At 69.8% G+C, this 22,396-nt stretch carries 22 protein-coding genes and 1 pseudogene; 8 read left to right on the forward strand and 15 right to left on the reverse strand.

Annotation, left to right across the window (positions count from 1 at the left end):
- Nucleotides 1-10: 10 nt before the first annotated feature.
- The 4 genes from OVA26_RS09345 to OVA26_RS09360 all read right to left on the reverse strand — a co-directional run bounded on the left by OVA26_RS09345 (nucleotide 11) and on the right by OVA26_RS09360 (nucleotide 2,681).
- Nucleotides 11-382: an RNA polymerase-binding protein RbpA gene (locus OVA26_RS09345; protein WP_056231926.1), complete on the reverse strand. Its 372-nt coding sequence runs from the start codon at nucleotides 380-382 to the stop codon at nucleotides 11-13.
- A gap of 93 nt (nucleotides 383-475) precedes the next feature.
- A complete protein-coding gene (locus OVA26_RS09350; protein ID WP_268103930.1) occupies nucleotides 476-1,273 on the reverse strand; it encodes a glycerophosphodiester phosphodiesterase family protein in 798 nt (265 codons plus the stop codon).
- Entirely contained in the window at nucleotides 1,273-2,208 is a 936-nt protein-coding gene (locus tag OVA26_RS09355; protein WP_056231919.1) for an SPFH domain-containing protein, read from the reverse strand. Before OVA26_RS09355 ends, OVA26_RS09350 begins: the two co-directional genes overlap by 1 nt.
- Complete coding sequence (locus OVA26_RS09360) at nucleotides 2,205-2,681, reverse strand: NfeD family protein (protein WP_144784888.1); 477 nt, start codon at nucleotides 2,679-2,681, stop codon at nucleotides 2,205-2,207. The genes OVA26_RS09355 and OVA26_RS09360 overlap by 4 nt, the downstream gene beginning before the upstream one ends.
- Before the next feature lie 142 nt (nucleotides 2,682-2,823).
- Here OVA26_RS09360 and OVA26_RS09365 point away from each other — a divergent pair, with 142 nt between their 5' ends.
- On the forward strand, nucleotides 2,824-3,588 hold the full coding sequence (locus tag OVA26_RS09365) for an SDR family oxidoreductase (RefSeq protein WP_268103931.1): 765 nt from the start codon (nucleotides 2,824-2,826) through the stop codon (nucleotides 3,586-3,588).
- A gap of 2 nt (nucleotides 3,589-3,590) precedes the next feature.
- Nucleotides 3,591-5,560, forward strand: a pseudogene (locus OVA26_RS09370) (S9 family peptidase).
- Nucleotides 5,561-5,611: 51 nt separating this feature from the next.
- Here OVA26_RS09370 and OVA26_RS09375 read toward each other — a convergent pair.
- Nucleotides 5,612-6,160 carry an HdeD family acid-resistance protein gene (locus OVA26_RS09375; RefSeq protein WP_268103932.1) on the reverse strand — a complete coding sequence of 183 codons (549 nt, stop codon included), beginning with the start codon at nucleotides 6,158-6,160 and terminating at the stop codon, nucleotides 5,612-5,614.
- A gap of 73 nt (nucleotides 6,161-6,233) precedes the next feature.
- Nucleotides 6,234-7,163, reverse strand: coding sequence for an AEC family transporter (locus OVA26_RS09380; RefSeq protein ID WP_268103933.1), 930 nt, complete (start codon nucleotides 7,161-7,163; stop codon nucleotides 6,234-6,236).
- A gap of 88 nt (nucleotides 7,164-7,251) precedes the next feature.
- Between OVA26_RS09380 and OVA26_RS09385 the strand changes: the two genes are divergently transcribed.
- Entirely contained in the window at nucleotides 7,252-7,941 is a 690-nt protein-coding gene (locus tag OVA26_RS09385) for a class I SAM-dependent DNA methyltransferase (protein WP_268103934.1), read from the forward strand.
- A 20-nt stretch (nucleotides 7,942-7,961) separates the two neighbouring features.
- Here the strand turns inward: OVA26_RS09385 and OVA26_RS09390 are convergent, their stop codons facing one another.
- Entirely contained in the window at nucleotides 7,962-8,483 is a 522-nt protein-coding gene (locus OVA26_RS09390) for a DUF2127 domain-containing protein (RefSeq protein WP_268103935.1), read from the reverse strand.
- Nucleotides 8,484-8,608: 125 nt separating this feature from the next.
- On the opposite strand from OVA26_RS09390, the gene OVA26_RS09395 reads away from it, so the two are divergent.
- On the forward strand, nucleotides 8,609-9,391 hold the full coding sequence (locus OVA26_RS09395; protein WP_268103936.1) for a dienelactone hydrolase family protein: 783 nt from the start codon (nucleotides 8,609-8,611) through the stop codon (nucleotides 9,389-9,391).
- Between the two features lie 63 nt (nucleotides 9,392-9,454).
- On the opposite strand, the gene OVA26_RS09400 is transcribed toward OVA26_RS09395, so the two are convergent.
- On the reverse strand, nucleotides 9,455-10,099 hold the full coding sequence (locus OVA26_RS09400) for an FMN-dependent NADH-azoreductase (RefSeq protein WP_268103937.1): 645 nt from the start codon (nucleotides 10,097-10,099) through the stop codon (nucleotides 9,455-9,457).
- A 72-nt stretch (nucleotides 10,100-10,171) separates the two neighbouring features.
- On the opposite strand from OVA26_RS09400, the gene OVA26_RS09405 reads away from it, so the two are divergent.
- The 3 genes from OVA26_RS09405 to OVA26_RS09415 all read left to right on the forward strand — a co-directional run bounded on the left by OVA26_RS09405 (nucleotide 10,172) and on the right by OVA26_RS09415 (nucleotide 11,905).
- Complete coding sequence (locus OVA26_RS09405; RefSeq protein ID WP_268103938.1) at nucleotides 10,172-10,501, forward strand: winged helix-turn-helix transcriptional regulator; 330 nt, start codon at nucleotides 10,172-10,174, stop codon at nucleotides 10,499-10,501.
- A 238-nt stretch (nucleotides 10,502-10,739) separates the two neighbouring features.
- Nucleotides 10,740-11,210 (forward strand): DUF2231 domain-containing protein, encoded by a 471-nt coding sequence (locus OVA26_RS09410; protein WP_268103939.1) that lies wholly within the window; start codon nucleotides 10,740-10,742, stop codon nucleotides 11,208-11,210.
- 149 nt (nucleotides 11,211-11,359) lie between these two features.
- Nucleotides 11,360-11,905, forward strand: a complete 546-nt coding sequence (locus OVA26_RS09415; protein WP_268103940.1) for a hypothetical protein — start codon at nucleotides 11,360-11,362, stop codon at nucleotides 11,903-11,905.
- Here the strand turns inward: OVA26_RS09415 and OVA26_RS09420 are convergent.
- Nucleotides 11,902-12,459 (reverse strand): DUF6578 domain-containing protein, encoded by a 558-nt coding sequence (locus OVA26_RS09420; protein WP_268103941.1) that lies wholly within the window; start codon nucleotides 12,457-12,459, stop codon nucleotides 11,902-11,904. The genes OVA26_RS09415 and OVA26_RS09420 overlap by 4 nt on opposite strands.
- A 32-nt stretch (nucleotides 12,460-12,491) precedes the next feature.
- Nucleotides 12,492-13,301 carry an SDR family oxidoreductase gene (locus tag OVA26_RS09425; RefSeq protein ID WP_056231870.1) on the reverse strand — a complete coding sequence of 270 codons (810 nt, stop codon included), beginning with the start codon at nucleotides 13,299-13,301 and terminating at the stop codon, nucleotides 12,492-12,494.
- Nucleotides 13,302-13,375: 74 nt separating this feature from the next.
- Between OVA26_RS09425 and OVA26_RS09430 the strand changes: the two genes are divergently transcribed.
- Complete coding sequence (locus tag OVA26_RS09430) at nucleotides 13,376-14,440, forward strand: hypothetical protein (protein WP_268103942.1); 1,065 nt, start codon at nucleotides 13,376-13,378, stop codon at nucleotides 14,438-14,440.
- 126 nt (nucleotides 14,441-14,566) lie between these two features.
- On the opposite strand, the gene OVA26_RS09435 is transcribed toward OVA26_RS09430, so the two are convergent.
- From OVA26_RS09435 to polA, 5 genes are all read right to left on the reverse strand, one after another.
- Nucleotides 14,567-15,331: an SGNH/GDSL hydrolase family protein gene (locus tag OVA26_RS09435; RefSeq protein WP_268103943.1), complete on the reverse strand. Its 765-nt coding sequence runs from the start codon at nucleotides 15,329-15,331 to the stop codon at nucleotides 14,567-14,569.
- Nucleotides 15,332-15,361: 30 nt separating this feature from the next.
- On the reverse strand, nucleotides 15,362-16,696 hold the full coding sequence (locus tag OVA26_RS09440; RefSeq protein WP_268103944.1) for an MFS transporter: 1,335 nt from the start codon (nucleotides 16,694-16,696) through the stop codon (nucleotides 15,362-15,364).
- Nucleotides 16,693-17,763 (reverse strand): LLM class flavin-dependent oxidoreductase, encoded by a 1,071-nt coding sequence (locus tag OVA26_RS09445; RefSeq protein WP_268103945.1) that lies wholly within the window; start codon nucleotides 17,761-17,763, stop codon nucleotides 16,693-16,695. Before OVA26_RS09445 ends, OVA26_RS09440 begins: the two co-directional genes overlap by 4 nt.
- A gap of 98 nt (nucleotides 17,764-17,861) precedes the next feature.
- Nucleotides 17,862-19,538 (reverse strand): DUF885 domain-containing protein, encoded by a 1,677-nt coding sequence (locus OVA26_RS09450; protein ID WP_268103946.1) that lies wholly within the window; start codon nucleotides 19,536-19,538, stop codon nucleotides 17,862-17,864.
- A gap of 159 nt (nucleotides 19,539-19,697) precedes the next feature.
- Nucleotides 19,698-22,334 carry a DNA polymerase I gene (gene polA / locus OVA26_RS09455; protein ID WP_268103947.1) on the reverse strand — a complete coding sequence of 879 codons (2,637 nt, stop codon included), beginning with the start codon at nucleotides 22,332-22,334 and terminating at the stop codon, nucleotides 19,698-19,700.
- Between the last annotated feature and the right edge of the window lie 62 nt (nucleotides 22,335-22,396).

Raw genomic sequence — 22,396 nt, forward strand, 5'->3', positions numbered from 1 at the left:
CGGGTCAGCGTCAGGCGCTGAGCTTCTCGTTCCCCGCGCCGCGACGAGCGCGGACGAACGCGAGGCGCTCCTCGAGGAGTTCCTCGAGCTCGGGGATGGTGCGACGCTCCAGAAGCATGTCCCAGTGCGTACGTGCGGCCTTGTCGGCGCTGTGGTCGACGGTCGCCGTGCCGTCGCCGATGCGAAGAAGCGCCTCGGCACCGCAGGTGCGGCACTCCCAAGCGTCGGGAACCTCGGCGTCAGCAGCGAAGGTCAGGACGGTGTCGCGTCCGCAGGTGCTGCAGGAGTAGGTGTGTTGTGCACGGTCGTGGAACACGACGCCGTCTTCGCTCTGGAGGCTTTGGGCGCCGAGTCGGATGCCGCGGAGACTGCGGTCTGCCATTTTGTGGTCCTCTCGTCGGTCCCCATGTATAACGTTCGCACCTGTGCGCTTTATTCGAACTCCGCGCGTCCTGACGAGTTTCACAGTGGATGCTCAGACAGCCGCTGTTCCCCGTGTGTTCACCAGCGCGATGGCCGCGTCGGCGCGGTCGGTGACGAGGCCGTCCACGCCGAGGTCGAGCAGCCGGGACATGTCGTCTTCGTCGTTCACGGTCCACACGTGCACCTCGACACCGGCGGCGTGCGCGTCTCGCAGCAACCCGTGCGTGATCACGGGGATCGGCCCCTGGCGCTCGGGGATCTGCAGGGCGTCGACCTCGCTCAGGAGAGAACGGACCAGGCGGGTCCGGTGCAGCGCGCGAGCGGCGAGAAGGCGGACGATCGTCGCCGACCCGGGCGAGGTGGCCGGACGCATTCTCGCCCCCGCGGCCCGCGCGGCGGCGAGGGCATCGCGCCGACGCTCGTCGGAGAAACTCGTGACCAGGACGCGCTCGGCATGCGGGGCGACGAGGCGGCCGACCTCGCCCGCTGCGGCCGCGGCCTTCACATCGAGGTTGAAGCGCACGTCGGGGAAGGACTCGAGGGCCTGGACCAGCGTGATGAGCCCCCCGCGCTCCGACATCAGCTCTTCGATCTCGTGCAGGCGGACGTCGGCGATGGCCCGCGGATCATCGGCGACCCGCCGCAGGTCGTCGTCGTGGAACAGCACGACCTCACCGTCGGCGGTGAGGTGGCAGTCCGACTCGACGTAGTCGGCTCCGGCGGCGTGCGCCTCGGCCACCGCGGCGAAGGAGTTCTCGGCCACCCCGTGCGCGGCGGCATCCGCCGTCACCAGACCGCGGTGGGCGAGCACACGCGGGGCGTCCGGGGAGAGGTAGGGATGCCGCGTCATCACGGAGCCGAGCTCGGCGGGGACGCCGCGGCGGGGGAGTCGTCGCCCGAGCGCGAGACGAACGCGCCGGAGATGCCCTTCAGCGCCTCGGTGAACTCGCTCGGGATGATCCACAGCTTGCTCGACGAGCTGTCGCTGATCTTCGGCAGCGTCTGAAGGTACTGGTACGCGAGGAGCTTGTCGTCGGGCCGGCCCTCGTGGATCGCCGTGAACACCGAGTGGATCGCCTCGGCCTCACCCTGCGCGCGCAGAACTGCCGCCTGCTTGTCGCCCTCAGCCTCGAGGATCGCCGCCTGACGGCGCCCCTCGGCCTCGAGGATCTGCGACTGCTTGGACCCCTCGGCGGTCAGGATCGCGGCGCGGCGATCGCGTTCGGCTCTCATCTGCTTCTCCATCGAGTCCTGGATCGAGAGGGGCGGATCGATCGCCTTGAGCTCGACGCGTCCCACCCGAATGCCCCATTTTCCCGTGGCCTCGTCGAGGACGACGCGCAATTGGCCGTTGATGTTGTCCCGGCTGGTGAGCGCCTGCTCGAGGTTGAGGCCGCCCACGACGTTGCGCAGGGTCGTGGTCGTCAGTTGCTCGACGGCGCCGAGGTAGTTGGCGATCTCGTAGGTCGCGGCCCGGGCGTCGGTGACCTGGAAGTACACGACCGTGTCGATCGAGACGACCAGGTTGTCCTCGGTGATGACCGGCTGAGGGGGGAACGACACGACCTGCTCGCGCATGTCGATCAGGGGTCGCACGCGGTCGACGAGGGGAACGACGAGGTTCAGGCCCGGGCTGAGCGTCTTGTGGTAGCGGCCGAGTCGCTCGACCACCCCGGCGCGGGCCTGCGGGATGATCCGGATCGCGCGGAACAGCACCACGACGACGAAGATCACCACCACGGCCGCGAGGACCCACCCGATCGTGACGGGGATCAGATCGTTCATGATGTCGCCTCCTGGCTTCGCGCGCGGACGACGGCGGTGGCGCCGTCGATACGGACGACCTCGATGCGCGTGGCGGGGTCGATCCGGGTGTCGGTCTCGGCGCGCGCGGTCCACACGTCGCCGTTCGAGAGCTTGACCTGCCCGGGGACCGACGCCGACATCCGCGACAGGACCAGGCCCTCGAGACCCAGTAGCGCCTCGACATTGGAGGGTCGGGGGTCTGCGTCGCGGTGCAGTCGTTGCAGCAGGGGCGGACGTACGAACAGCAGGAGCGCGACCGAAGCGACGGCCGCGACGATGATCTGCAGCCAGAGCGGTGCGCCCAGCAGGTCGGAGACGAGGCCGACGAGGCTCCCCACCGCGACCATCAGGAACGTCAACTCGCCGGTGAGCATCTCGCACACGAGGAAGACGAGGATGAGCAGGATCCAGCCGATCCAGGCCCACATCTCGACGATGGAGAGAACGTCCATTTCGTGCCTCCTGGCCCGAACGTAGCACTGGGCACCGACACCGGGGCCGGTTCTCATCCTCCCCACAGGCGCCGTCGCCCCGAGGTCGCGGCATCCCGCTCGATAGGCTGGGGGCTGATCCAGAATCGTCAGGAGAACTCCCGTGTCCCAGACCCTCCCGTCCGGCTCGCTGAGCGGCAAGACCGCCCTCGTCACCGGTTCGTCGCGCGGCATCGGTGCCGACACTGTCCGCTACTTCGCCGAGGCCGGCGCGAACGTCGTCATCAACTTCCGCAACAAGGCGCCCCGCGCCGAGAAGCTCGCCACGCAGCTGCGCGAGCTCGGCGTCGAGGCCCTCGTCGTCGGCGCCGACCTCACCGACCCCGAATCGGTGAAGGCAATGTTCGACGAGGTCGAGCGCACCTTCGGCGGTCTCGACATCCTCGTGCTCAACGCCTCGGGCGGCATGGAGTCGGGCATGGCCGAGGACTACGCGCTGCTGCTCAACCGCGACGCGCAGGTCAACGTGCTCGACACCGCCCTGCCGCTGCTCACGGACGACGCGCGCGTCGTCTTCGTGACCAGCCACCAGGCGCACTTCATCCGCACCACCCCGACCATGCCCGAGTACGAGCCGGTCGCCCTGTCGAAGCGCGCCGGCGAGGACGCCCTGCGCGAGAAGATCCCGGCTCTCGAGGAGCGCGGCATCGGCTTCACCGTCGTCTCGGGCGACATGATCGAGGGCACCATCACGGCGACCCTGCTCGAGCGCGCGAACCCCGGTGCCATCTCGGCCCGTCGCGAAGACGCCGGCAAGCTCTACAACGTGTCGGAGTTCGCCGCCGAGGTGGCCCGCGCCGCGGTCGACCCGGTGCCCGCCGACAACACCCGCCTCGTCGGAGACACGGGTTCGTTCGGAGGCGAGTGAGCATGCGGCCGACCGACATCGAGACACTGATCGGGGTCGGTCGGCCCGCGATCGCCGCTTCGGGGGCGTTCGCCGTCTTCGCGACCTCTCGCCCCGATCTTGCCGCCGACCGCGCGGTCGGGCAGCTCTGGCGGGTCGAGGTGCCCGCCGGCTCGCCCCGGCGCCTCACGCGGGGGGTCGCCGATCGGGCGCCCCACCTGTCTCCCGACGACGCGACGATCGCGTTCCTCCGCGCCGACGACAAGGGACACGCGCAGGTCTTCGTCGTTGCCTCGTCCGGGGGTGAGCCCGTGCAGGTCACCGACCAGCCCGGGGGAGTGACCGCCCTGGCGTTCTCGCCCGACGGCGGTCGGCTCGCCTTCACGGCGCGCGTGCCCGAACCCGGCCGCTACGGCACGGTCGAGGGCGGGATGCCGCCGCCGAGCCGCCGCGCCGGATCACCGGCATTCGCTGGCACGCCAACGGGCTCGGCTACCTCGACCGGCCGGCGCAGCTGTTCGTCATCGACGTGCCCGCGACCGACGTGGAGCCGTTCTACGCGCCGGCGCCGTCCCTCGAGACGCCCGAGAAACGCGTCGTGGCCGAGCCCGCGACGCAGCTCACCCACGGGGAGACGAGCTGGAACGGCGTCGTCTGGGCCGCCGACGGCGCGGAGTTGCTGAGCGTCCCCGACGTGATCGAGACCGCACGGCGCGACCTGCGCGACCGGGTGGTCGCGGTCGCGGTAGACAGCGGCGAGCAGCGCGAGGTGCTGAGCTCGTCCGAGAACCTCTCGGTGGCGACGGTCGACGTCGCGCCCGACGGCGCGGTCTTCGTGCTCGCGAACGACGTGGGCGACGAGGGGATCGACTTCGTCGCGCCCGGTGTCGCGCTCTTCGTCCTCGAGGCCGACGGACCGCGTCCGCTCACCGACCCCGAGACGGTCGACCTCGGCGAGGTCGGCAGTCACCTCTCGTTCGACGGCGACGAGATCCTCGTGCAGGACCGCACGCGCGGTCGCCTGCGGCTTTTGCGTGTGACCCGCGACGGGCGGGTGGAGCAAGTGCTCGGCGGCGACCTCGAGGTGAACGGCCATGCCGTCGCGCAGGGCCGGGTCGTGGCATCCGTCGCCTCTCCCGAGTCCTCCGGCGAGCTCGTCGTGATCGAGGGGCCGGAGGTGCGGGCGCTCACCGCGTTCGGCCAGGCCGCTCGCGCGGCGGGGGTCGTCGTCCCGGTCGAGCACGAGATCGTCGGTCGAGACGGTTATCCCGTGCACGGCTGGGTGGCCGTGCCCGAGGGCGAGGGACCGTTCCCGGTCATCCTGCAGATCCACGGCGGCCCCTACGCCTCGTACGGCGTGCACCTGTTCGACGAGACGCAGGTGCTCGTCGACGCCGGATACGCGGTCGTCTACAGCAACCCGCGGGGGAGCGCCGGTTACGGCCGCTCACACGGTCGCTCGATCCGCCGCCGCATGGGCACCCTCGACTTCTTCGACGTCATGGACTTCTTCGACGGCGTCGTCGGCGTCGACCCGCGGCTCGACGCGGATCGCGTGGGTGTCATGGGCGGCTCGTACGGCGGGTACATGACCGCGTGGATCATCGCGCACGAGCACCGCTTCGCCGCAGCGATCGTCGAGCGCGGATTCCTCGACCCCGCCGCCTTCCCGGGCTCGAGCGACATCGGCTCGTTCTTCGGCGACGAGTACGTCGGCACCGACCCGGTGCTCGTGGCCGCGCAGAGTCCCATGGCCGTCGTCGACCAGGTCGCCACACCCACGCTCGTGCTGCACTCCGAACTCGACTACCGCTGCCCGCTCGATCAGGCGACGCGGTACTACGCGGCGCTCAAGCGCAACGGCGTCGAGGCCGAGATGCTCGTCTTCCCGGGCGAGGATCACGAGCTCACGCGCGCCGGGCGCCCGCAGCACCGGGTGCAGCGTTTCGACGCCGTCCTCGAGTGGTGGAGCCGCCACCTGCCGGTGGGGTGAGACATGAACAGGGCCCGGATGCGATGACATCCGGGCCCTGTTCGTTCGAGATCAGACGGCTTTGCCGAACTGGATCGCCCGCACGATCTGGAACACGCCCAGGATCACGAGCGAGATGCCGATGAGCAGGAACAGGGTCACCGCGCCGAGCAACGGCGAGAAGAGCAGCACGATGCCGGCGAGGATGCTGACGATCGCGAAGAAGATCGTCCAGGCCCGCGCCTTCGACCGGTGACCGGCCGTCGTGAGCGAGACGACCCCCTCGATGATCCAGAGGATGCCGACCAGGGTGCCGATGAAGACCGCGAACCACGCGGTCGTGGCCGAGAGGTTGGCGAACGAGAAGATGCCCGCGACGATGAACAGCACGCCGAGCACGAGGTAGCCGAGGCGCGCCCATCCCGAGCGCCAGAACAGGCCGATGGCGATGTTCACGAGACCGGCGATGATCACGTAGATCGAGATGATGCCGACGGCGACCTCGGCGGTGCGTCCCGGCCAGATGAGGATGAGCAGACCGATGACGAGGGAGAGGGCTCCGCTGACGCCGAGCGCGGTGCGCACGGCCCCGACGGCGGGGTTGGTCGTGGAGGTCGGCACGGCGCGCCTTCCTGAGTGAAAGCTGGGAACGACTCTCACCCTAGACCCGACGGTTCACCGCGCGCGAGGACCCTCACGCGGGGGAGTGCTCCAGCAACAGCGCGACGGTGAACAGCACCGGCAGGCACCCGAGCGTCGAGATGAAGACCACGTCGCGCGACAGGATCTCACCCACCTCGTACCGCTGCGCGAAGTTGAAGACGTTCTGTGCCGTCGGGAGCGCCGCGAGCACCACGACGACGAACACCTGGTCGGCGGGCAGCGCGAAGAGCGTCGCCACGAGCCACGCCAGCGCGGGCATCACCACGAGCTTCAGGGCCGAGGCGATCACCACGTCGACGCGGCGACCCGGCTCGGTCAGCACGCGCTGGCCGTACAGCGACATGCCGTACGACATCAGCAGCACGGGAACGCACGCGCCGGCGATCAACTGCAGGGGATCGAAGACGATCGGCGGCAGATCGATGTCGAGGAGCGCGACCAGCACACCCAGGGCGGAACCAATGAGCATCGGGTTCTTCGCCGTCTGCAACAGGATACGCCCGACGTTGCGCGAGCCCGAGGTGGCGGCATCCAGGATCGAGAGGGCGATCGGCATGAGGACCAGCAACTGGAACAGGATCACCGGAGCCGAGTACGCCGCGTTCCCGAGCATGTAGAGCGAGATCGGGATGCCGATGTTGTTGCTGTTCACCTGGCCGGCCGACAGCGCGCCGATCACCGTCTCGCCCACGCTGCGGCGCAGGATCAGCGCCGAAATCAGGGCGTAGACCCCGATGACGACCGCCGCCGTGATCATCGACACGGGCAGCAGCGCCGAGAACAGCGTGGCGACGTCGGCCTTCGCGAGCACCGTGAAAAGCAGGAACGGCGACAGGACGAAGAACGTCAGGCGGCTCAGCACGGGGCGCGCGTGCGGCCCGAGCAGATCGATGTGGGCGATGGTGTAGCCCACCACGACCGCGAGACCGACGACCGCGAAGCCGGTGAAGACGCCGCTCACGCGCCGGACCGGGGGAGAGGGGCGCACGGGGGAGTCATCGGTTCGAGCGTAGCGGGACGCTTGGCTCGCTCCGTGACGCCGTGATGGGATGAGCCGCATGTACTCCGGATTCGCGCGCTTCTACGACGTCCTGCAGGGCGGGACCCCCGAACCGTTCGAGAGACGCACCGCCGAGCTCGGGCGCGAGGTGGAGTCGATCCTCGAGCTCGGGTGCGGCACCGGGGCCGTGCTCGACCTCCTACCCGCCGCGTGGGCGAAGGTCGGCATCGACGTGTCACCCGACATGCTCGAGATCGCCCGGATCAAGGGGGTGGATGCCGCCCTGATCGAGGCGGACATTCGCGACGTCGCCCTGGATCGTCGGTTCGATGTCGTCGCGTGCGTCTACGACACCGTCAACCACGTGCCGGTCTCGGACTGGCCGCGGGTGTTCGCCGTGGCATCCGGTCATCTCGAAGCCGACGGGATCTTCCTCTTCGACATGAACACGCTCGGGCGCCTGCGCGACGGCGCGGGGCGGTCCGAGACGACGGTCGCCGGGGGAGCGACGGTCACGATCGCGATCAGCGACGAGGGCGACGACCGCTACGACTGGCACGTGCGCATCGAGGGCGACCACGATCCGATCGACGAGACGATCGCCGAGTACGGTGCCGCGTTGACCGACGTCCGCCGCATGCTGACGGACGCGGGATTCACCCGGGTCGAGGTGAGCGGCGGCCGCGATCGTCCCGTCGACGACGAGGCACCGCGACTGTTCTTCGCGTGCCGCCGCTGACGCGGGCTTTGGGGGAGAGGTCAGTGCTGCGGCTGCGGCCGGCGCAGGACCCAATCCAGCGTCGAATGCCAGGTCTGGCGCAGGGGTCGGCCGCGTCGCCACTCGCGGCAGGTGAGCAGCAGGATGATCAGGTCGAACACCGTCAGCAGTACGAGACCGATGCTCGGTGAGACGAACAGTTCGTACACCTGGTAGACGAGGAAGGCGCCGATCGCGGCGATCGCCCACGGGTACACCCGTCGGGTGCCGAGCATCAGGGCGATGACGATCGCGAGCTTCACGACGCCGTGCAGCAGGAGGTACACGGCGAGGAAGACGACCGTGCCCGACCCGAGCTGTTTGATGCTGTGCAGCAGCGCGTTCGCGAGGAAGTCGTTCGGCTCCCGCGCCAGCTCGTGAGCCGTGAGCCGCTGGGCGACGTGCAGGAGCTGGCCGGGGGTCGTGACGAGCAGCACGATCGCACCGACGAGTTCGACCAGGCCGTCGAGGCCCTTCAGGGCGACGCCGATGAGGAACACGAGATCCATCACCCGTTCGCGCACCTGGCGCTCCTCTCCGGCCGAGGTCGACGGCGGTCGCCGTCAGGGCCGAGTGTAGGCCGCCAGGCATCGGCACCTCGTCCACAAGACCCGGCTGGTCCTTAGGCGCGAGGTCTACCGTCGCGGGAATGAACACCTACGCCCCGAACCTCACCGAGATCCTCGATCGCGAACCCCTTCCGGCATCCGGGATCGAATCGGGTGACGTCGACTACGAAGCCGACGGCGTCGCCTACCGCGGATACCTGGCGCACCCGGCGGGGGAGGGGCGTCACCCGGGGATCATGGTCGTGCACGACTGGCTCGGCGTGACCGACTACGTGCGCATGCGCTGCGACATGCTCGCCCGCCTCGGCTACACGGCCTTCGCGGCGGACGTCTACGGCGCCGACGTGCGCCCGGCGCCCGAGGACGCGGCCGGTGTGGCCGGCGGCTTCTACCAGGATCGCCCGCTGTGGAGGAAGCGCCTGACCGAGGCCTTCGCGTACCTGCGCGAGCAGCCGTCGGTCGACGCCGACCGGACCGGTGCGATCGGATACTGCTTCGGCGGCTCGTCGGTGCTCGAGCTCGCCCGCACGGGCGCCGACGTCGACGCGGTCGTCAGCTTCCACGGCGGGCTGCTCACCGGGCCCGAGGGCGAGGTGGAGCGGATCACCGCCAAGCTGCTCGTGCTGCACGGCGCCGCCGACCCCGTCGCGCCGGATGACGCGATGCTCGCGTTCGAGAACGACCTGCGCACGGCGCCGTCGGTCGACTGGCAGCTGGTGTCGTACGCGAATGCGATGCACGCCTTCACGCTTCCGGATGCCGATGCCCCCGAGCAGGGCGCGCAGTTCCAGGCGACCGCCGAGCGGCGCAGTTGGGCCGCGATGAAGGCGTTCCTGGCAGAGGTGTTCGAACCCCGGGTGTGACCGGATTTGCCCGCCACGGTTCGCCTGTGCGGTCCGTGGCGGGCGAGTCGGGTGTTGCGGGCGTCAGGCGCGGGACGCGGCGAGGGTGCGTCCGGCGGTCACGGCGGCCTGCTCGGCATCCGTCTTCAGTCCTGCCGCCACGTCGGCGAAGGCGTCGAGCGCGGGATTCACACCGACGAGCGTGAAGGGGCGGTGCACGACGGTGAGGTCGAGGCCCCACACGTCTGCGAAGACGCGGCGGAGCCAGCCGGTCGAGTGGTCCCAGCCCTCCCTGGGGCTTCCGGGCTCGTAGTTGCCGCCGAGGACGGTGACGAGCGTGGCGGGCTTGCCGCGCAGCGCCGTGCCCTGCGGGTCGATGCGCGGGTCGGTGTACGCGAGGTCGAACCAGGTCTTCACGTGCTGCGAGACGCCGTAGTTGTACAGCGGAACGGTGAAGAGCAGGGCGTCGGCGTCGATCAGCTCGTCGGCGAGGCGCGTGCGCAGCGCGATGGCCTCGCGCTGACCGTCGGTGTGCTGATCGGCGGGGGCGAAGCCCGACGTCACGGCGTCGCGCCAGGCCGTGGCGGGCATCGGGTCGGCGGCGACGTCACGGCGGACGACCGTCGACGACGGGTGCGCGGCGAGCCATTCGGCCTCGACGAGGTCGCCGAGCTCGCGGCTGGCAGAGGTGGCGGGCAGGATGCTGGCATCGAGACGGAACAGGGTCATGCGCTTCTCCGATCAGAGTGACTATGAAAAACAAAGTGGCTTTCGGAAAGCTAGCACACGTAGGATGGGGTCATGACCGAAGAACACGACGCGCGACAGTGCGACGCTGCTGTCTCGCACGCGTTCTCGGTCCTCGGTAAGCGGTGGAACGGCATGATCCTCGACGTGCTCGGCCAGGGGGAGTTGTCGTTCTCGGGGCTGCGGCGAGCCGTGGGCGGCATCAGTGACGCCATGCTGTCGGACCGCCTCACCGAACTCGCCGACACCGGCCTGGTCGATCGCCGCGTCGACGCCGGGCCGCCGGTCGCCGTGACGTACGCGCTGACGGATGCCGGATGCCGCCTGGTTCCGATCCTGGGTCAGCTCGGCGAGTGGGCCGAAGGTAACCTGACGCGGCGCTGACGTGTTCGGTGCCGCGGCTCGCGGCGTTGGCCCTACTGACGCGGTGTCGTCTTGAGGGCTCAGCTTCTGGTGCGGCGACCGGTGACGCCGTGTGTCGGTGCCCTGCGGTTGGCCGTGGTCTCGGGTGATTGCGGCGGAGCCGATAATGCACATTATGTCAGTTTTAGTTCCGGCGTCACTCCCCGCGCCCTCTCCGTCCCACCAACGCGGACGGCGGGTCGTTGACCGGCTTCTGCTGGTGTCTCTTCTGGTTCATGCTGTCGTCGTTCTCATCCCGCTCGCGGCTCGCATGGTGATCGTGGGCAGCGTGTGGCCCGCCGCTCGCCGAAAGCTCGGTGTGCTCACTCCGCTGGTGGCGGCGGTGGCGCTCGTTTTCGTTCCCCTCGCGAAAGAGGCGGGCGAAGCCCTCGAGCGGCAGGTCCCCGAATTCGCGGCGCTGGAGGTCCACACGGAACTCGGCGATCAGCTCCTCCCCTGGGCCATCGGCTTGTTCGTGGTGGCCGCGGGGCAATGGGTGTGGTTCCGGATGCGGGCCCGGAAGCCCTCCGGGGACACGCGTTCGACGGCCGCCCGCGTGTCGACGATCGCCATCGCCGTGGTGGCCATCGGCGTGTCGGTCGGCACCACCGTGTCGGCCGTCCAGGTCGGAGACAGCGGTGCGCGCGCCGTCTGGTCGGGGCAGTCGGGAACGTCGTCCACCGAGAAGTGACGACGTCGCTGGTTCGCGCTGCCGAAACCACTTGGCATCCGCTCCCCCGCCTGTGCGGAGAAGCGCTCGGCTCTCCGCACCGAGACGACGCGGTGGGCACACGATTCTGATGGATGATCGTCACGTCGGCTCGAACGAAAAGGGGCACGATGCGTCCATCACGCGTCCACATCCTGGGTGGCAGCGGCAGCGGAACGACGACGCTGGGCCACGCGTTGGCCGCGCACTGGGCGGTGCCGCATGCCGACGCCGACGACTATTTCTGGATGCCGACCACTCCCCCGTTCACGCGGAAGAGAGGCGACGCGGAACGTGTGGCGCTGATGCGCGAGATCTTCGTCGGCCGCCCCGCGTGGGTGCTCTCGGGCTCGATGCTCGGGTGGGGAGAGTCGGTCGTCGCGGAGTGCGACGCGATCGTCTTCGTCGCGCTCGACCCTGCGGAGAGGCTCCGCCGCCTCGAAGCCCGCGAGGTCGTCCGACGCGGGGGCCTGCCGCATGACGACGACGCCTGGCACGAGTTCAAGACCTGGGCCGAGGGGTACGACGACCCGGCCTTCGACGGCCGCAGTCGCGCCGAACACGACCGGTGGTTGGCGACGATCGGCAAGCCCGTCCTGCGTCTCGACAGTCGGTCGACGGTGAAGGAGCTGATGGATGCCGTGTGCTCGTGGGAGCCCTCGGTGAAGCCGTCCTAGAGGTTCGTCTCTTCGATGTCGACGAGCCACCCTCTGCGGATCCGCAGACGACGTTCGGAGGGCTCGGGTCCGTTGAGATCGTCTTCCGTGACCCGATCGTCCGATTCCGGCCGCTCCCCCGGGACGCTGTCGCTGGGCACGAGCTCGACCGCCTCCGGCACGGGCGCGGACACCCGCATCCACCGCGAGGGGCGGTTGCCGATGAAGAACCCGTTCCCGAGGTCCCGGCCCGAAAGCGGCCAGAGTTCCCCTTCGGCGGGTATCTCGGCATCGGGAGGGGCACCGTGTCCGGGTCGACGGAGGGCGAAGCGCTCGATCGTCTCCTGCACGACGATCTGTACGCGCGTGACCCGTCCGAGCACTCGATCGTCGGTGGAGCCCTGGGGATGCCGTGCCTCGAAGGCGTCCACCGTCGCGGCCAGCTCGACACCCAGCTGACGGATGAAACCGTCGAAGGGCGTCCGGTGTTCGATCACGAAGTCCACGTCGTCGCCGACGCTGAACGGATCACCGCAACACGCCCACTCCATCGCATCCAGCCACACGCGCGTCATGGATCCCACGGTAACCGGGGCGCGGGCGTGGTTCAGTCGCGCCGCACCCAGCCGGAGGTCATGCCCAGCACTCGCGATCCGTCGAGGTCCGCCAGAGACAGGCCGGCGAACTGGGTCGCCGCATCGGAGGTCTGCCAGCGGAAGCGCGGCGCGGACGTCGTCGAGGCCTCGACGACCGTCTTCGCGGCATCCTCCGCAGATTGCGCGGACGCGAACGAGGTCGCCGCGCGGTCGAGGTACGCCTGCTGCTGCTCGGCGTAGGGCCCGGGGGCGGCGCGGTGGACGGAGTCGACGAACGACGACGCGACGGCGGCGGGCTCGACGATCGACACGTCGATGCCGAAGGGGGCGACGACCGGGGCGAGCGACTGCATGAGCCCCTCGACGGCGAACTTGGCGGCGCAGTACGCGTCCGAGAACGGTTGGCCCACCGCTCCCCCGACGCTGGTGACCGTGACGATGCGTCCGCTCCCCCGCTCGCGCATGCCGGGCAGGACGAGACGGGTCAGGCGCGCGACCGAGAGGTAGTTGGTCTCCAACTGCTCCTGCAGGTCCTCGTCGCTCATCTGCTCGAGGGTGCCCACAGCGCCACGTCCGGCGTTGTTCACGAGGATGTCGATCGGACCAGCCGCCTCGATCAGGGCACGGGATGCCGCGGCATCCGTCACGTCCAAGGCCCGGATGTCGAGCTCGACACCCGCCTCGGATGCCGCCGAGCGCAGGGCGTCGGCGCGCGCGGTGTCGCGGACCGTGGCGATGACCGTCACCCCCTGCTGCGCGAGTTGGATGGCGGTGTGCAGGCCGATGCCGCTGGTGGTTCCGGTGACGAGTGCGAGAGTCATGTGCTCAGTCTGCTCCTCGAACCCATGGGCGCGGTGTGCGGGGGGCGTCCAGGGATCGCTGCCAGAGTGGCGATGTGACAGTGGACGTGGGGGCCCCGGTCGCCGAGCGGGGTGTGAGCGCGGGGCGCCGCCGGACAGCGGTCGTGGCGAGCCTGGCGTACCTGGTGTTCGCGGGGGTGATCCTCGTGGTCATGCCCATCTCGGTGGACAGTGCGGGCGGGCGCGAGGTGGTCGTCGGGCCGTGGACGGGCGGCGTGCTGGTCGCTGCGTGCCTCATGGCATCCACAGTGACGCTGAGCGTGATCGTCTTCGCCGTCCCCGCGCGCAGGTGGTGGTGGGTGCTGCTCGGTCCGCTCCGGGCGATCGTCGCGGCGGCGGCAGTGGTGGCCGCTTTCGGCTTCACCCTCACGGACGAGTCGGTGACCCCCATCGTGGCGAACGGATGCGAAACAGGTTACGTCGTGACCGAGCGCAGCTTCCTCTTCCTCGCCGCGGGCGAGGTGCGCCGCGTGGAGGGGGTGATCGGCACCTCCGTCGGCAGCACGTCCGTCGACGACGGGCACAAGCCGTTCCAGGAGCAGTCCTACATCGCCGTGACCAGCGGCGACACGCTCCGAATCTGGAACACGTTCGACAACGCGTGGGAGCGCCTCAGCACCTCGACCGAACCGGCCTTCGTCCTCCCACGGCTGGTCGATGAGACCGGGTGCGGCCTTGCCGGCGGAGTGGTAGCCGCTCGCCCTTCCGCATCCCCTTCCCCGGTCGCCACGGTCGACGAGGGCCCCGCGCCGGCTCCGGTGTCCGACTCCCGCGATGAGATTGCGCGCATGGCGCAGCTGACCATCGAAGCGGCAGGGACGCCGATGTCGGATGCCGAGGGAGTACCGGTGACCGCGCCGGCGGCATCCGACCTGCCGTGTGACGGAACGACCAGCCACGATATGACCGTCCGCACCGATGACAACACCTCTTCGTACGCGGCGATCCTCGATGCGTGGAGCGCCGAGGGCTACTCGAGGGACCGCGCCATGCAGGAAGACCTGCGGTACAACGGCGTGGTACGCCTGTCGGCCCGCGATCGCTCGAGCCTTGACGGGCTCATGCATTTCTCGCTGACGGCGGACTGTCGCGCGCCCTGATCAGAACGAGCAGTCTCACAGAGCTGTGTCCGTCGGGGGGAATCCGAGACCAGAAGGAAACGCCGAGAGATCGGCCATGGTCCACGCTGCCGGGTACGTCCCCGACCCGCGTCGCTCCGACCGCCCTCAGCCTCCCGGCGTGAGTTCCACCCAGCCGCCGCCGAACTTCGCCTGACGGTTGTCGCCCGACGAGGTGCCGGTGAGCCGGCGACGCACCCACGGTGCCACGTGCTCGCGGTAGTAGGCGGTGCCCTTCAGCCGCTCGGTCTCGGGGATCTCGCGCAGATGCCACCACTCGGCGGGCGGTGTGAGCCCGACCGACTCGATCACCCGGGCGGCGACGCGGTGGTGGCCGCGCGCGTTCATGTGCAGCCGGTCGACGGACCAGAACTCCCCGCCCGCCAGCTCGCGGTCGAACCAGTTGTAGGCGGTGAGCACGGCGGGGCGCGCTTCGAGACGCTTCTCGACGGCGTGCGACAGGCGGTCGCCGCGCGCCTCGATGAGCTTGCCGAGCGGGAGCCCCGCCGACGGGTTCGCCCCCGAGAGCACGATCAGACGCACCCCCTCTTCGTCGCACCGGCGCACGACGTGGTCGAACAGGTCGACGATGCGGTCGATGCCCGTGCGCGGACGCAGCATGTCGTTGCCGCCGCCGTTGAACGACAGGTGCGTCGGCTTGAGCGCCAGCGCCGGCTCGAGTTGTTGAGCGACGATGGGCTCGATGAGCTTGCCGCGGATCGCGAGGTTCGCGTATTCGATGGGCTCCCCCGCGGCATCCGCCCATCCCTGTGCGGCGAGGTCGGCCCACCCTCGGACGGTGCCGTCGGGCAGCTCATCGCCGACGCCTTCGGTGAACGAGTCGCCGATCGCGACGTAGCGGACGGATGCCATGGCACGAGCCTACGCGGGCGCGCGGAGGGGCTAGGCCAGGGATCGCCCGCGCTGCTCGCGCAGGAACAGCGCCGCGACCACAGCCACGGCGAAGAACGCCGCGAACACCACGAACAGCAGCGGCGCTCCCCCGACGCCGAGCAGCGGAGGCACGGCGAGGGGCGCCAGGATCGAGGCGATGCGTCCGACGCCCGCGGCCCAGCCCGACCCCGTCGCGCGCAGCGCGGTCGGGTAGGTCTCGGGGGTCGCGGCGTACAGGGCGCCCCACGCGCCGAGATTGAAGAACGACAGGGCCATGCCGGCGGCGATGACCGCCACCTCTCCGGTCGCCGTGCCGAACAGCACCGCGGCGACGGCGGAACCGGCGAGGAAGGTCGCGAGGGTCGCGCGCCGGCCCCAGGCCTCGATGAGCCACGCGGCGACGGCGTACCCCGGCAGCTGCGCGAGCGTGATGATGAGCGTGAAGCCGAACGAGCGCACGAGGTCGTAGCCCTGCGCGACGAGGATGGTCGGAATCCAGATGAACGCCCCGTAGTACGAGAAGTTCACGCAGAACCACAGCACCCACAGGCTCGCCGTGCGTGCCCGCAGTGCCGGTGCCCACAGGGCGCGGACCCGGGGACGGCCGGCGGGAGCGGATGCCGAGCCCCCCTCCGTCGACGCTTCGAGTGCGATCCGACCGGCTGCGGCCTCGAGATCGCGCACGATGACGATCGCCTCGGCGTTGCGGCCGCGAGACGCCAGCCACCGCGGCGACTCGGGAAGACCCCACCGCACGATGAGCGCGTAGACGGCAGGAATGGCGCCGAGGGCGAAGGCCCATCGCCAGCCATCGGCGGACGACGGCACCACGAGGTAGCCGATGAGCGCCGCGGCCGTCCATCCGACGGCCCAGAACGCCTCGAGGAACACGATGAGTCGACCCCGCATGCGGGCGGGCGCGAACTCGCTGACGTAGGTCGATGCCACCGGCAACTCCGCCCCGAGCCCGAGACCCACGACGAAGCGCAGGACGAGCAGGGCTGCGAGACCACCCACCAGCGCGCTCGCCCCGGTGGCGACGCCGTACACCAGCAGCGTCAGCGCGAAGACGTGTCGGCGCCCGAACCGGTCTGCCAGCAGCCCTCCCACGCTTGCTCCGATCGCCATGCCGGCGAAGCCCGCCGACGCGATCCACGACGCCTCGGTCGGCGCCAGCTGCCACTGCACGCTGAGAGCGGCGATGACGAACGAGATGAGGCCGACGTCCATGGCATCCAGAGCCCACCCCAGGCCCGATCCGCCGAGGATCCGCCCGTGGCGGCGGGTGAACGGCAGAGCGTCGAGGCGTTCGGACACCCGGATGGTGTCGGTGGTCGTGGTCACCGGATGCCGGGAGCGTCGACCGGCGTGGAGGTTTCGGCGAGCATCTCCTCGACGAGGGGGCGCACGCGCGTTCCGTAGAGTTCGATGCTCGACATCAGGCGATCGTGCGAGATCGACCCGCTCGCGATCTTCATCTGGAAGCGGGAGTTGCCCAGCGCCCGTACGGTCGCAGCGATCTTCCGGGCGACCGTCTCGGGCGAGCCGACGTACATCGAGCCCTCGGGTCCGACATCGTGCTGGAACCGCATGCGGTTGTACTCGGGCCAGCCGCGCTCGCGTCCGATCGTGTTGTTCAGCTCGGCGACGCCCTCGAACGCCTCGTCCCAGGCCTGCTCGTCGGTCTCGGCGACGTGGCCGGGCGAGTGCACCGAGATGGGCATCTGCGGCTTGCCGACTTCCTGAAGCGACCGACGGTAGAGGTCGGCGTACGGGCGGAACCGAGCGGCGGACCCGCCGATGATCGCGAGGACCAGACCGTAGCCGTAGCGGGCCGTGCGCACCACCGACTCGGGAGAACCGCCGACCCCGACCCACGCGGTCAGGCCCGTCTCGGTCTTGGGGTACACATCGGCATTTTGCAGCGCGGCGCGCGTGCGGCCCGACCAGGTGACGGGCTTCTCGGTGAGCAGGTGCGAGAACAGCTCGAGCTTCTCCTCGAACAGCTGCTCGTAGTCGGCGAGGTCGTAGCCGAACAGCGGGAACGACTCGATGAACGACCCGCGCCCGAGGATGACCTCGGCGCGGCCGTTCGAGACGGCATCCAGCGTCGCGAACCGCTCGTACACGCGCACCGGGTCGTCGCTCGACAGGACGGTCACCGCGCTTCCGAGGTGGATGTTGTTCGTGCGGGCGGCCGCGGCGGCCAGCACAATCTCGGGGCTGGTGACGGCGAAGTCCTTACGGTGGTGCTCCCCCACCCCGAAGAACGACAGGCCCACCTGGTCGGCGAGCACCGCCTGGTCGACGACGTTGCGGATGGTCTGCGCGTCCGACAGTAGCGACCCGTCGGGGCCGCGCGAGATGTCTCCGAAGGTGTCGAGTCCGAGCTCGAGGGGGCGGGCGTCCATGGGATCTCCTTGCATTCGGATGAATGAACTTTACGCGACGGCGGAGTATTCCCCCGCATCGCCGAGGGGCGCCGCCGAAGCGACGCCCCTCGGGGAGATCAGGCGGAGGCCAGAGCCGCGCGCAGCGTGTCGAGACCCACGCCGCCGATGTCGAGCGCCCGCGTGTGGAACTGCTTCATCGAGAAGTCGGCGCCGCGGCGCTGCTGCTCCTCGTCGCGCACCTGCTCCCAGATGCGCTGGCCCACCTTGTACGACGGGGCCTGTCCCGGCCAGCCGAGGTAGCGGTTGACCTCGAAGCGCACGAACTCCTCGCTCATGTTGACGTTCTTCAGCATGAACGCGAGCGCGTAGTCGTGGTCCCACGTGCCGGTGCCGTCGAGACGGGGCTTCTGCAGGTGCACGCCGATGTCGAGCACCACGCGAGCGGCGCGCATGCGCTGGCCGTCGAGCATACCCAGGCGGTCGGCCGGGTCGTCGAGGTAGCCGAGCTGCTCCATCAGGCGCTCGGCGTACAGTGCCCAGCCCTCGGCGTGCCCGCTCGTGCCGGCCAGCAGGCGGCGCCACGAGTTGAGCTCGGCGCGGTTGTGCACGGCCTGGGCGATCTGCAGGTGGTGGCCCGGAACGCCCTCGTGGTAGACCGTCGTCAGCTCGCGCCAGGTGTCGAACGTGTCGACGCCCTCGGGCACCGACCACCACATGCGACCCGGGCGCGAGAAGTCGTCGGTGGGGCCGGTGTAGTAGATGCCGCCCTCGTTGGTCGGGGCGATCATGCACTCGAGGTGGCGGATCGGCTCGGCGATGTCGAAGTGCGTGCGGCCGAGCTCTTCGACGGCCTTGTCGCTCGTGCGCTGCATCCACTCCTGCAGAGCCTTGGTGCCGCGGAGCTTGCGCGACTCGTCCTTCTCGAGGAACGCCACGGCCTCCTCCACGCTGGAGCCCGGCAGGATCTCGTTCGCGATGGCCTCCTGCTCGGCGACCATGCGGGCGAGTTCTTCGACGCCCCACTCGTACGTCTCGTCGAGGTCGACCTCCGCGCCGAGGAAGTGGCGCGACTGCAGGGCGTACACCTCGCGACCGACGGCGTCGACCTCTCCCGCGGCCGGCGCGAGCTCTTTCGACAGGAACGACGCGAGGCCGTCGTAGGCCACCCGCGCCGCGTTCGAGTTCGTGGCGAGGTCGCGAGCGAGCGAGGCCGGCAGCTGCCCCTCTTCGGGGGCGGCGTCTCCGACGAACTCGGCGAAGAAGCCGGTGTCGGAGGTGTAGCGAGCGATCTGGGTCACGACCTCGCTCACCTGGCGGCGCGCGGGAACGACGCCCTCGGCGATGCCTTGGCGCAGCGTCGCGACGTAGCCGTCGATGGCCGCCGGCAGCGCCTTCATGCGGTCGGAGATCGTCGACCAGTCGTCGACCGTCGCGGTGGGCATGAGGTCGAAGGTCGAGCGGATGTCCTGCGCGGGCGAGGCGATGACGTTCAGGTCGCGCAGGTTGGTCTTGGCCTCGTGCTGCTCGATCATGAGGTCGAGCTCGCGCACGAGGTCCATCTTGGTGACCGTGTCGATCGCGTCGGTCGCCTCGGCCGCCTCGAGCGCGGACTTCGTCGAGCGCGCCTCCGACACGAGGGCTTCTGCGCCTGCAGGGCTGTAGTCGCCGAAGCGGCCGTTGTGCTCGAAGCGGCCGATGTAGGTCGCGAGCGTCGGGTCCTTCTCCGCCAGGGTGTCGACCCACGCGTCCGCGATCGTGTCGATCGGCGTGGGGGTGCGTTGTGCGTCAGTCATCCTCCGAGCCTAGGGAAGGCGCGGCGCCCGCGCACGCCCCTCCAACGGGTGGTTCGGGATGCCGTGCCCCAGCGCGACTGTGAGCAACCATGACCCGCGGCATCGGCGGTTCCGGATGCCGCGCCCCGGGCTTCGTGTCGGGGCGCGGCGACGCGGGTGCTAGTGCCCGGCCTCGTCCCAGTCCCCGCCGCGGCCGATCTGCACGTCGAGCGGAACCGAAAGGTCGGCGGCGTCGGCCATGCGCGCGCGCACGATCTTCTCGACGTCATCCCACTCCCCTGCCGCGACCTCGACGACGAGCTCATCGTGGATCTGCAGCAGCACGCGCGAGCGCAGCTCGGCGTCGGCGAGATCGCGCTGGATGTGGAACAGCGCGACCTTCATGATGTCGGCGGCGCTACCCTGAATCGGCGCGTTGAGGGCGGCGCGCTCGGCGTTCTCGCGCAGCACGCGGTTCATGCTCGTGAGGTCGGGGAACGGCCGGCGCCGACCGAAGATCGTCTCGGTGTAGCCGTCCTGGCGGGCCTGCTCGACCGAGCCGCGCAGGTAGTCACGCACCGCGCCGAAGCGGGCGAAGTACTCGAGCATGAGCTTCTTGGCCTCGGACTGCTCGATGCGCAACTGCTTCGACAGGCCGAACGCCGACAGGCCGTAGACCAGGCCGTACGACATCGCCTTGACCTTTGTGCGCATGGCCGGGGTGACCTCGGCGGGCTCGACGCCGAAGACGCGTGCGCCGACGAAGCGGTGCAGGTCTTCACCCGAGTTGAAGGCCTCGATGAGCCCGGGGTCGCCCGACAGGTGCGCCATGATGCGCATCTCGATCTGCGAGTAGTCGGCGGTCAGGAGCGTCTCGTAGCCCTCGCCCACCACGAACGCCGCGCGGATGCGACGGCTCTCTTCGGTGCGGATGGGGATGTTCTGCAGGTTCGGGTCGGTGCTCGACAGACGCCCCGTCTGGCTGCCGGTCTGCACGTAGGTGGTGTGGATGCGACCGTCGGCACCCGTGGCCGTGTCGAGCGCGTCGATGATCTGCTTCAGCTTCGTGGCCTCGCGGTGGCGCAGCAGCAGGTCGAGGAACGGGTGATCGGCACTCTCTTGCAGGTCGGCGAGGGCCGCGGCATCCGTCGTGTACCCGCTCTTGGTCTTGCGGGTCTTCGGCAGCTGCAGCTCGTCGAACAGGACCTCCTGCAGCTGCTTGGGCGAACCGAGATTCACCTCGTGTCCGATCGCCGCGTAGGCGTCGCGGGCGAGGGCGTCGGCGCGGGCCCCGAGCTCGGCCGAGAAGCTCGAGAGCTTCTCGTGCGACACCGCGACACCCGCGAGCTCCATGTCGGCCAGGGCGGTGAGGGTCGGCAGCTCGATGTCGTCGAGCACGCTCGCGACCGACTCGGGCATATCGGCGCGCTGCGCCTCGGCGACGCGGCGCGTGAACCACGACAGCTGGCTCGGGGTCGCGCCCTCGGTCTCGGGAACCAACTGGGTCGGATCGGCGACCGGCAGCTTCTCGTCGAGCATGCGCTCCACGAGATCGCCGAGCGTCTTGTCGGGGAAGCTCGGGCGCACGAGCCACCCGGCGAGGATCACGTCGAACGCCACGCCGCCGACGGCCACACCCTCGCGAGCGAGCGCCTTGATCTGCGGCTTCGCGTCGGCGAAGACCTTGGGAGCGTCGGATGCCAGCCACTCGGCCAGCGCGTCGCGCACCGCCGACGACCACTCGGCCTCGACCGCGGCGTCGCCCGAGGCGAGTCCGATCGCGGTGGGCGCGCCGCCGGCCAGGGTGACGGTGACCCCGACCTCGCCGGTTGCTGCGGCCGTCCATGCGGCGAGCGCCGTGGCGTCGAGCCGCGAGGGCGTCGGAGCGGTCGCGGTGGGGCGCTGCTCTTCGACGATGCCCGCGTCGCCGCCGAGGGCGTCGAAAACGCGCGGCAGCAGGGTGCGGAACTCCAGGCGCGCGAAGATGTCGCGAACCGCTTGCGCATCGAGCGGGTGCATCTTGAGGTCGCCGGGGCCGACGGGCAGTTCGACGTCGCGCAGCAGGCGGTTGAGCGCGCGGTTGCGGCGCACGCCGTCGATGTGCTCGCGGAGGTTGCCGCCCACCACGCCGGTGATCTTGTCGGCGTTGTCGAGCAGCGCATCGAGGGAGCCCCACTGGGTGAGCCACTTGACCGCGGTCTTCTCTCCCACCTTCGGCACGCCGGGCAGGTTGTCGCTGGTCTCGCCCACGAGAGCGGCGATCTCGGGATACTGCGCGGGCGGCAGGCCGTACTTCTCGATCACGGCTGCGGTGTCGTAGCGCTTGAGCTGCGAGACGCCCTGGACGTTCGGGTAGAGCAGCGTGACGTCGTCGGTGACGAGCTGGATGGTGTCGCGATCTCCCGAGCAGACGAGCACCTCGAAGCCCTGCTGCTCGCCCTGCGTCGCGAGCGTGGCGAGGATGTCGTCGGCCTCGAAGTCCTCTTTCGCCAGCACCGGTACGCCCATCGCGCGCAGGCAGTCCTGCAGCAGCGGAATCTGCCCCTTGAACTCGGCGGGCGACTCGCTGCGGTTGGCCTTGTACTCGGCGTACTCGCGGGTCCGGAACGACTGCCGCGAGGTGTCGAACGCCACGGCGAGATGCGTGGGTTTCTCGGCCTTCACGAGGTTCACGAACATCGACAGGAACCCGTAGATGCCGTTGGTGTGCTGGCCGTCCTTGGTCGAGAAGTTGTCGACCGGCAGGGCGTAGAACGCCCGATACGCCAGCGAATGGCCGTCGACGACGAGGAGAGTAGGCTTTTCGGCATCCGTCACCCCTCCAGCGTAACGAGAACCACGGACACTCCCCCGGACCCGGCCCGATCGACGAAGGCGAT

This window comes from Microbacterium sp. SL62 (assembly GCF_026672635.1).
Lineage (GTDB): Bacteria > Actinomycetota > Actinomycetes > Actinomycetales > Microbacteriaceae > Microbacterium > Microbacterium testaceum_A.

Excerpts from the sequence above, each read along its gene's own strand:
- OVA26_RS09445 (WP_268103945.1), bottom strand. The coding sequence starts at position 17,763 with ATGGACGCCCGCCCCCTCGAGCTCGGACTCGACACCTTCGGAGACATC.
- OVA26_RS09425 (WP_056231870.1), bottom strand. The coding sequence starts at position 13,301 with ATGACTCTCGCACTCGTCACCGGAACCACCAGCGGCATCGGCCTGCAC.
- OVA26_RS09400 (WP_268103937.1), bottom strand. The coding sequence starts at position 10,099 with ATGACCCTGTTCCGTCTCGATGCCAGCATCCTGCCCGCCACCTCTGCC.
- OVA26_RS09450 (WP_268103946.1), bottom strand. The coding sequence starts at position 19,538 with ATGACTGACGCACAACGCACCCCCACGCCGATCGACACGATCGCGGAC.
- OVA26_RS09405 (WP_268103938.1), top strand. The coding sequence starts at position 10,172 with ATGACCGAAGAACACGACGCGCGACAGTGCGACGCTGCTGTCTCGCAC.
- OVA26_RS09415 (WP_268103940.1), top strand. The coding sequence starts at position 11,360 with ATGCGTCCATCACGCGTCCACATCCTGGGTGGCAGCGGCAGCGGAACG.
- OVA26_RS09385 (WP_268103934.1), top strand. The coding sequence starts at position 7,252 with ATGAGCCGCATGTACTCCGGATTCGCGCGCTTCTACGACGTCCTGCAG.
- OVA26_RS09350 (WP_268103930.1), bottom strand. The coding sequence starts at position 1,273 with ATGACGCGGCATCCCTACCTCTCCCCGGACGCCCCGCGTGTGCTCGCC.
- OVA26_RS09435 (WP_268103943.1), bottom strand. The coding sequence starts at position 15,331 with ATGGCATCCGTCCGCTACGTCGCGATCGGCGACTCGTTCACCGAAGGC.
- OVA26_RS09355 (WP_056231919.1), bottom strand. The coding sequence starts at position 2,208 with ATGAACGATCTGATCCCCGTCACGATCGGGTGGGTCCTCGCGGCCGTG.
- OVA26_RS09395 (WP_268103936.1), top strand. The coding sequence starts at position 8,609 with ATGAACACCTACGCCCCGAACCTCACCGAGATCCTCGATCGCGAACCC.
- OVA26_RS09345 (WP_056231926.1), bottom strand. The coding sequence starts at position 382 with ATGGCAGACCGCAGTCTCCGCGGCATCCGACTCGGCGCCCAAAGCCTC.
- OVA26_RS09420 (WP_268103941.1), bottom strand. The coding sequence starts at position 12,459 with ATGACGCGCGTGTGGCTGGATGCGATGGAGTGGGCGTGTTGCGGTGAT.
- OVA26_RS09360 (WP_144784888.1), bottom strand. The coding sequence starts at position 2,681 with ATGGACGTTCTCTCCATCGTCGAGATGTGGGCCTGGATCGGCTGGATC.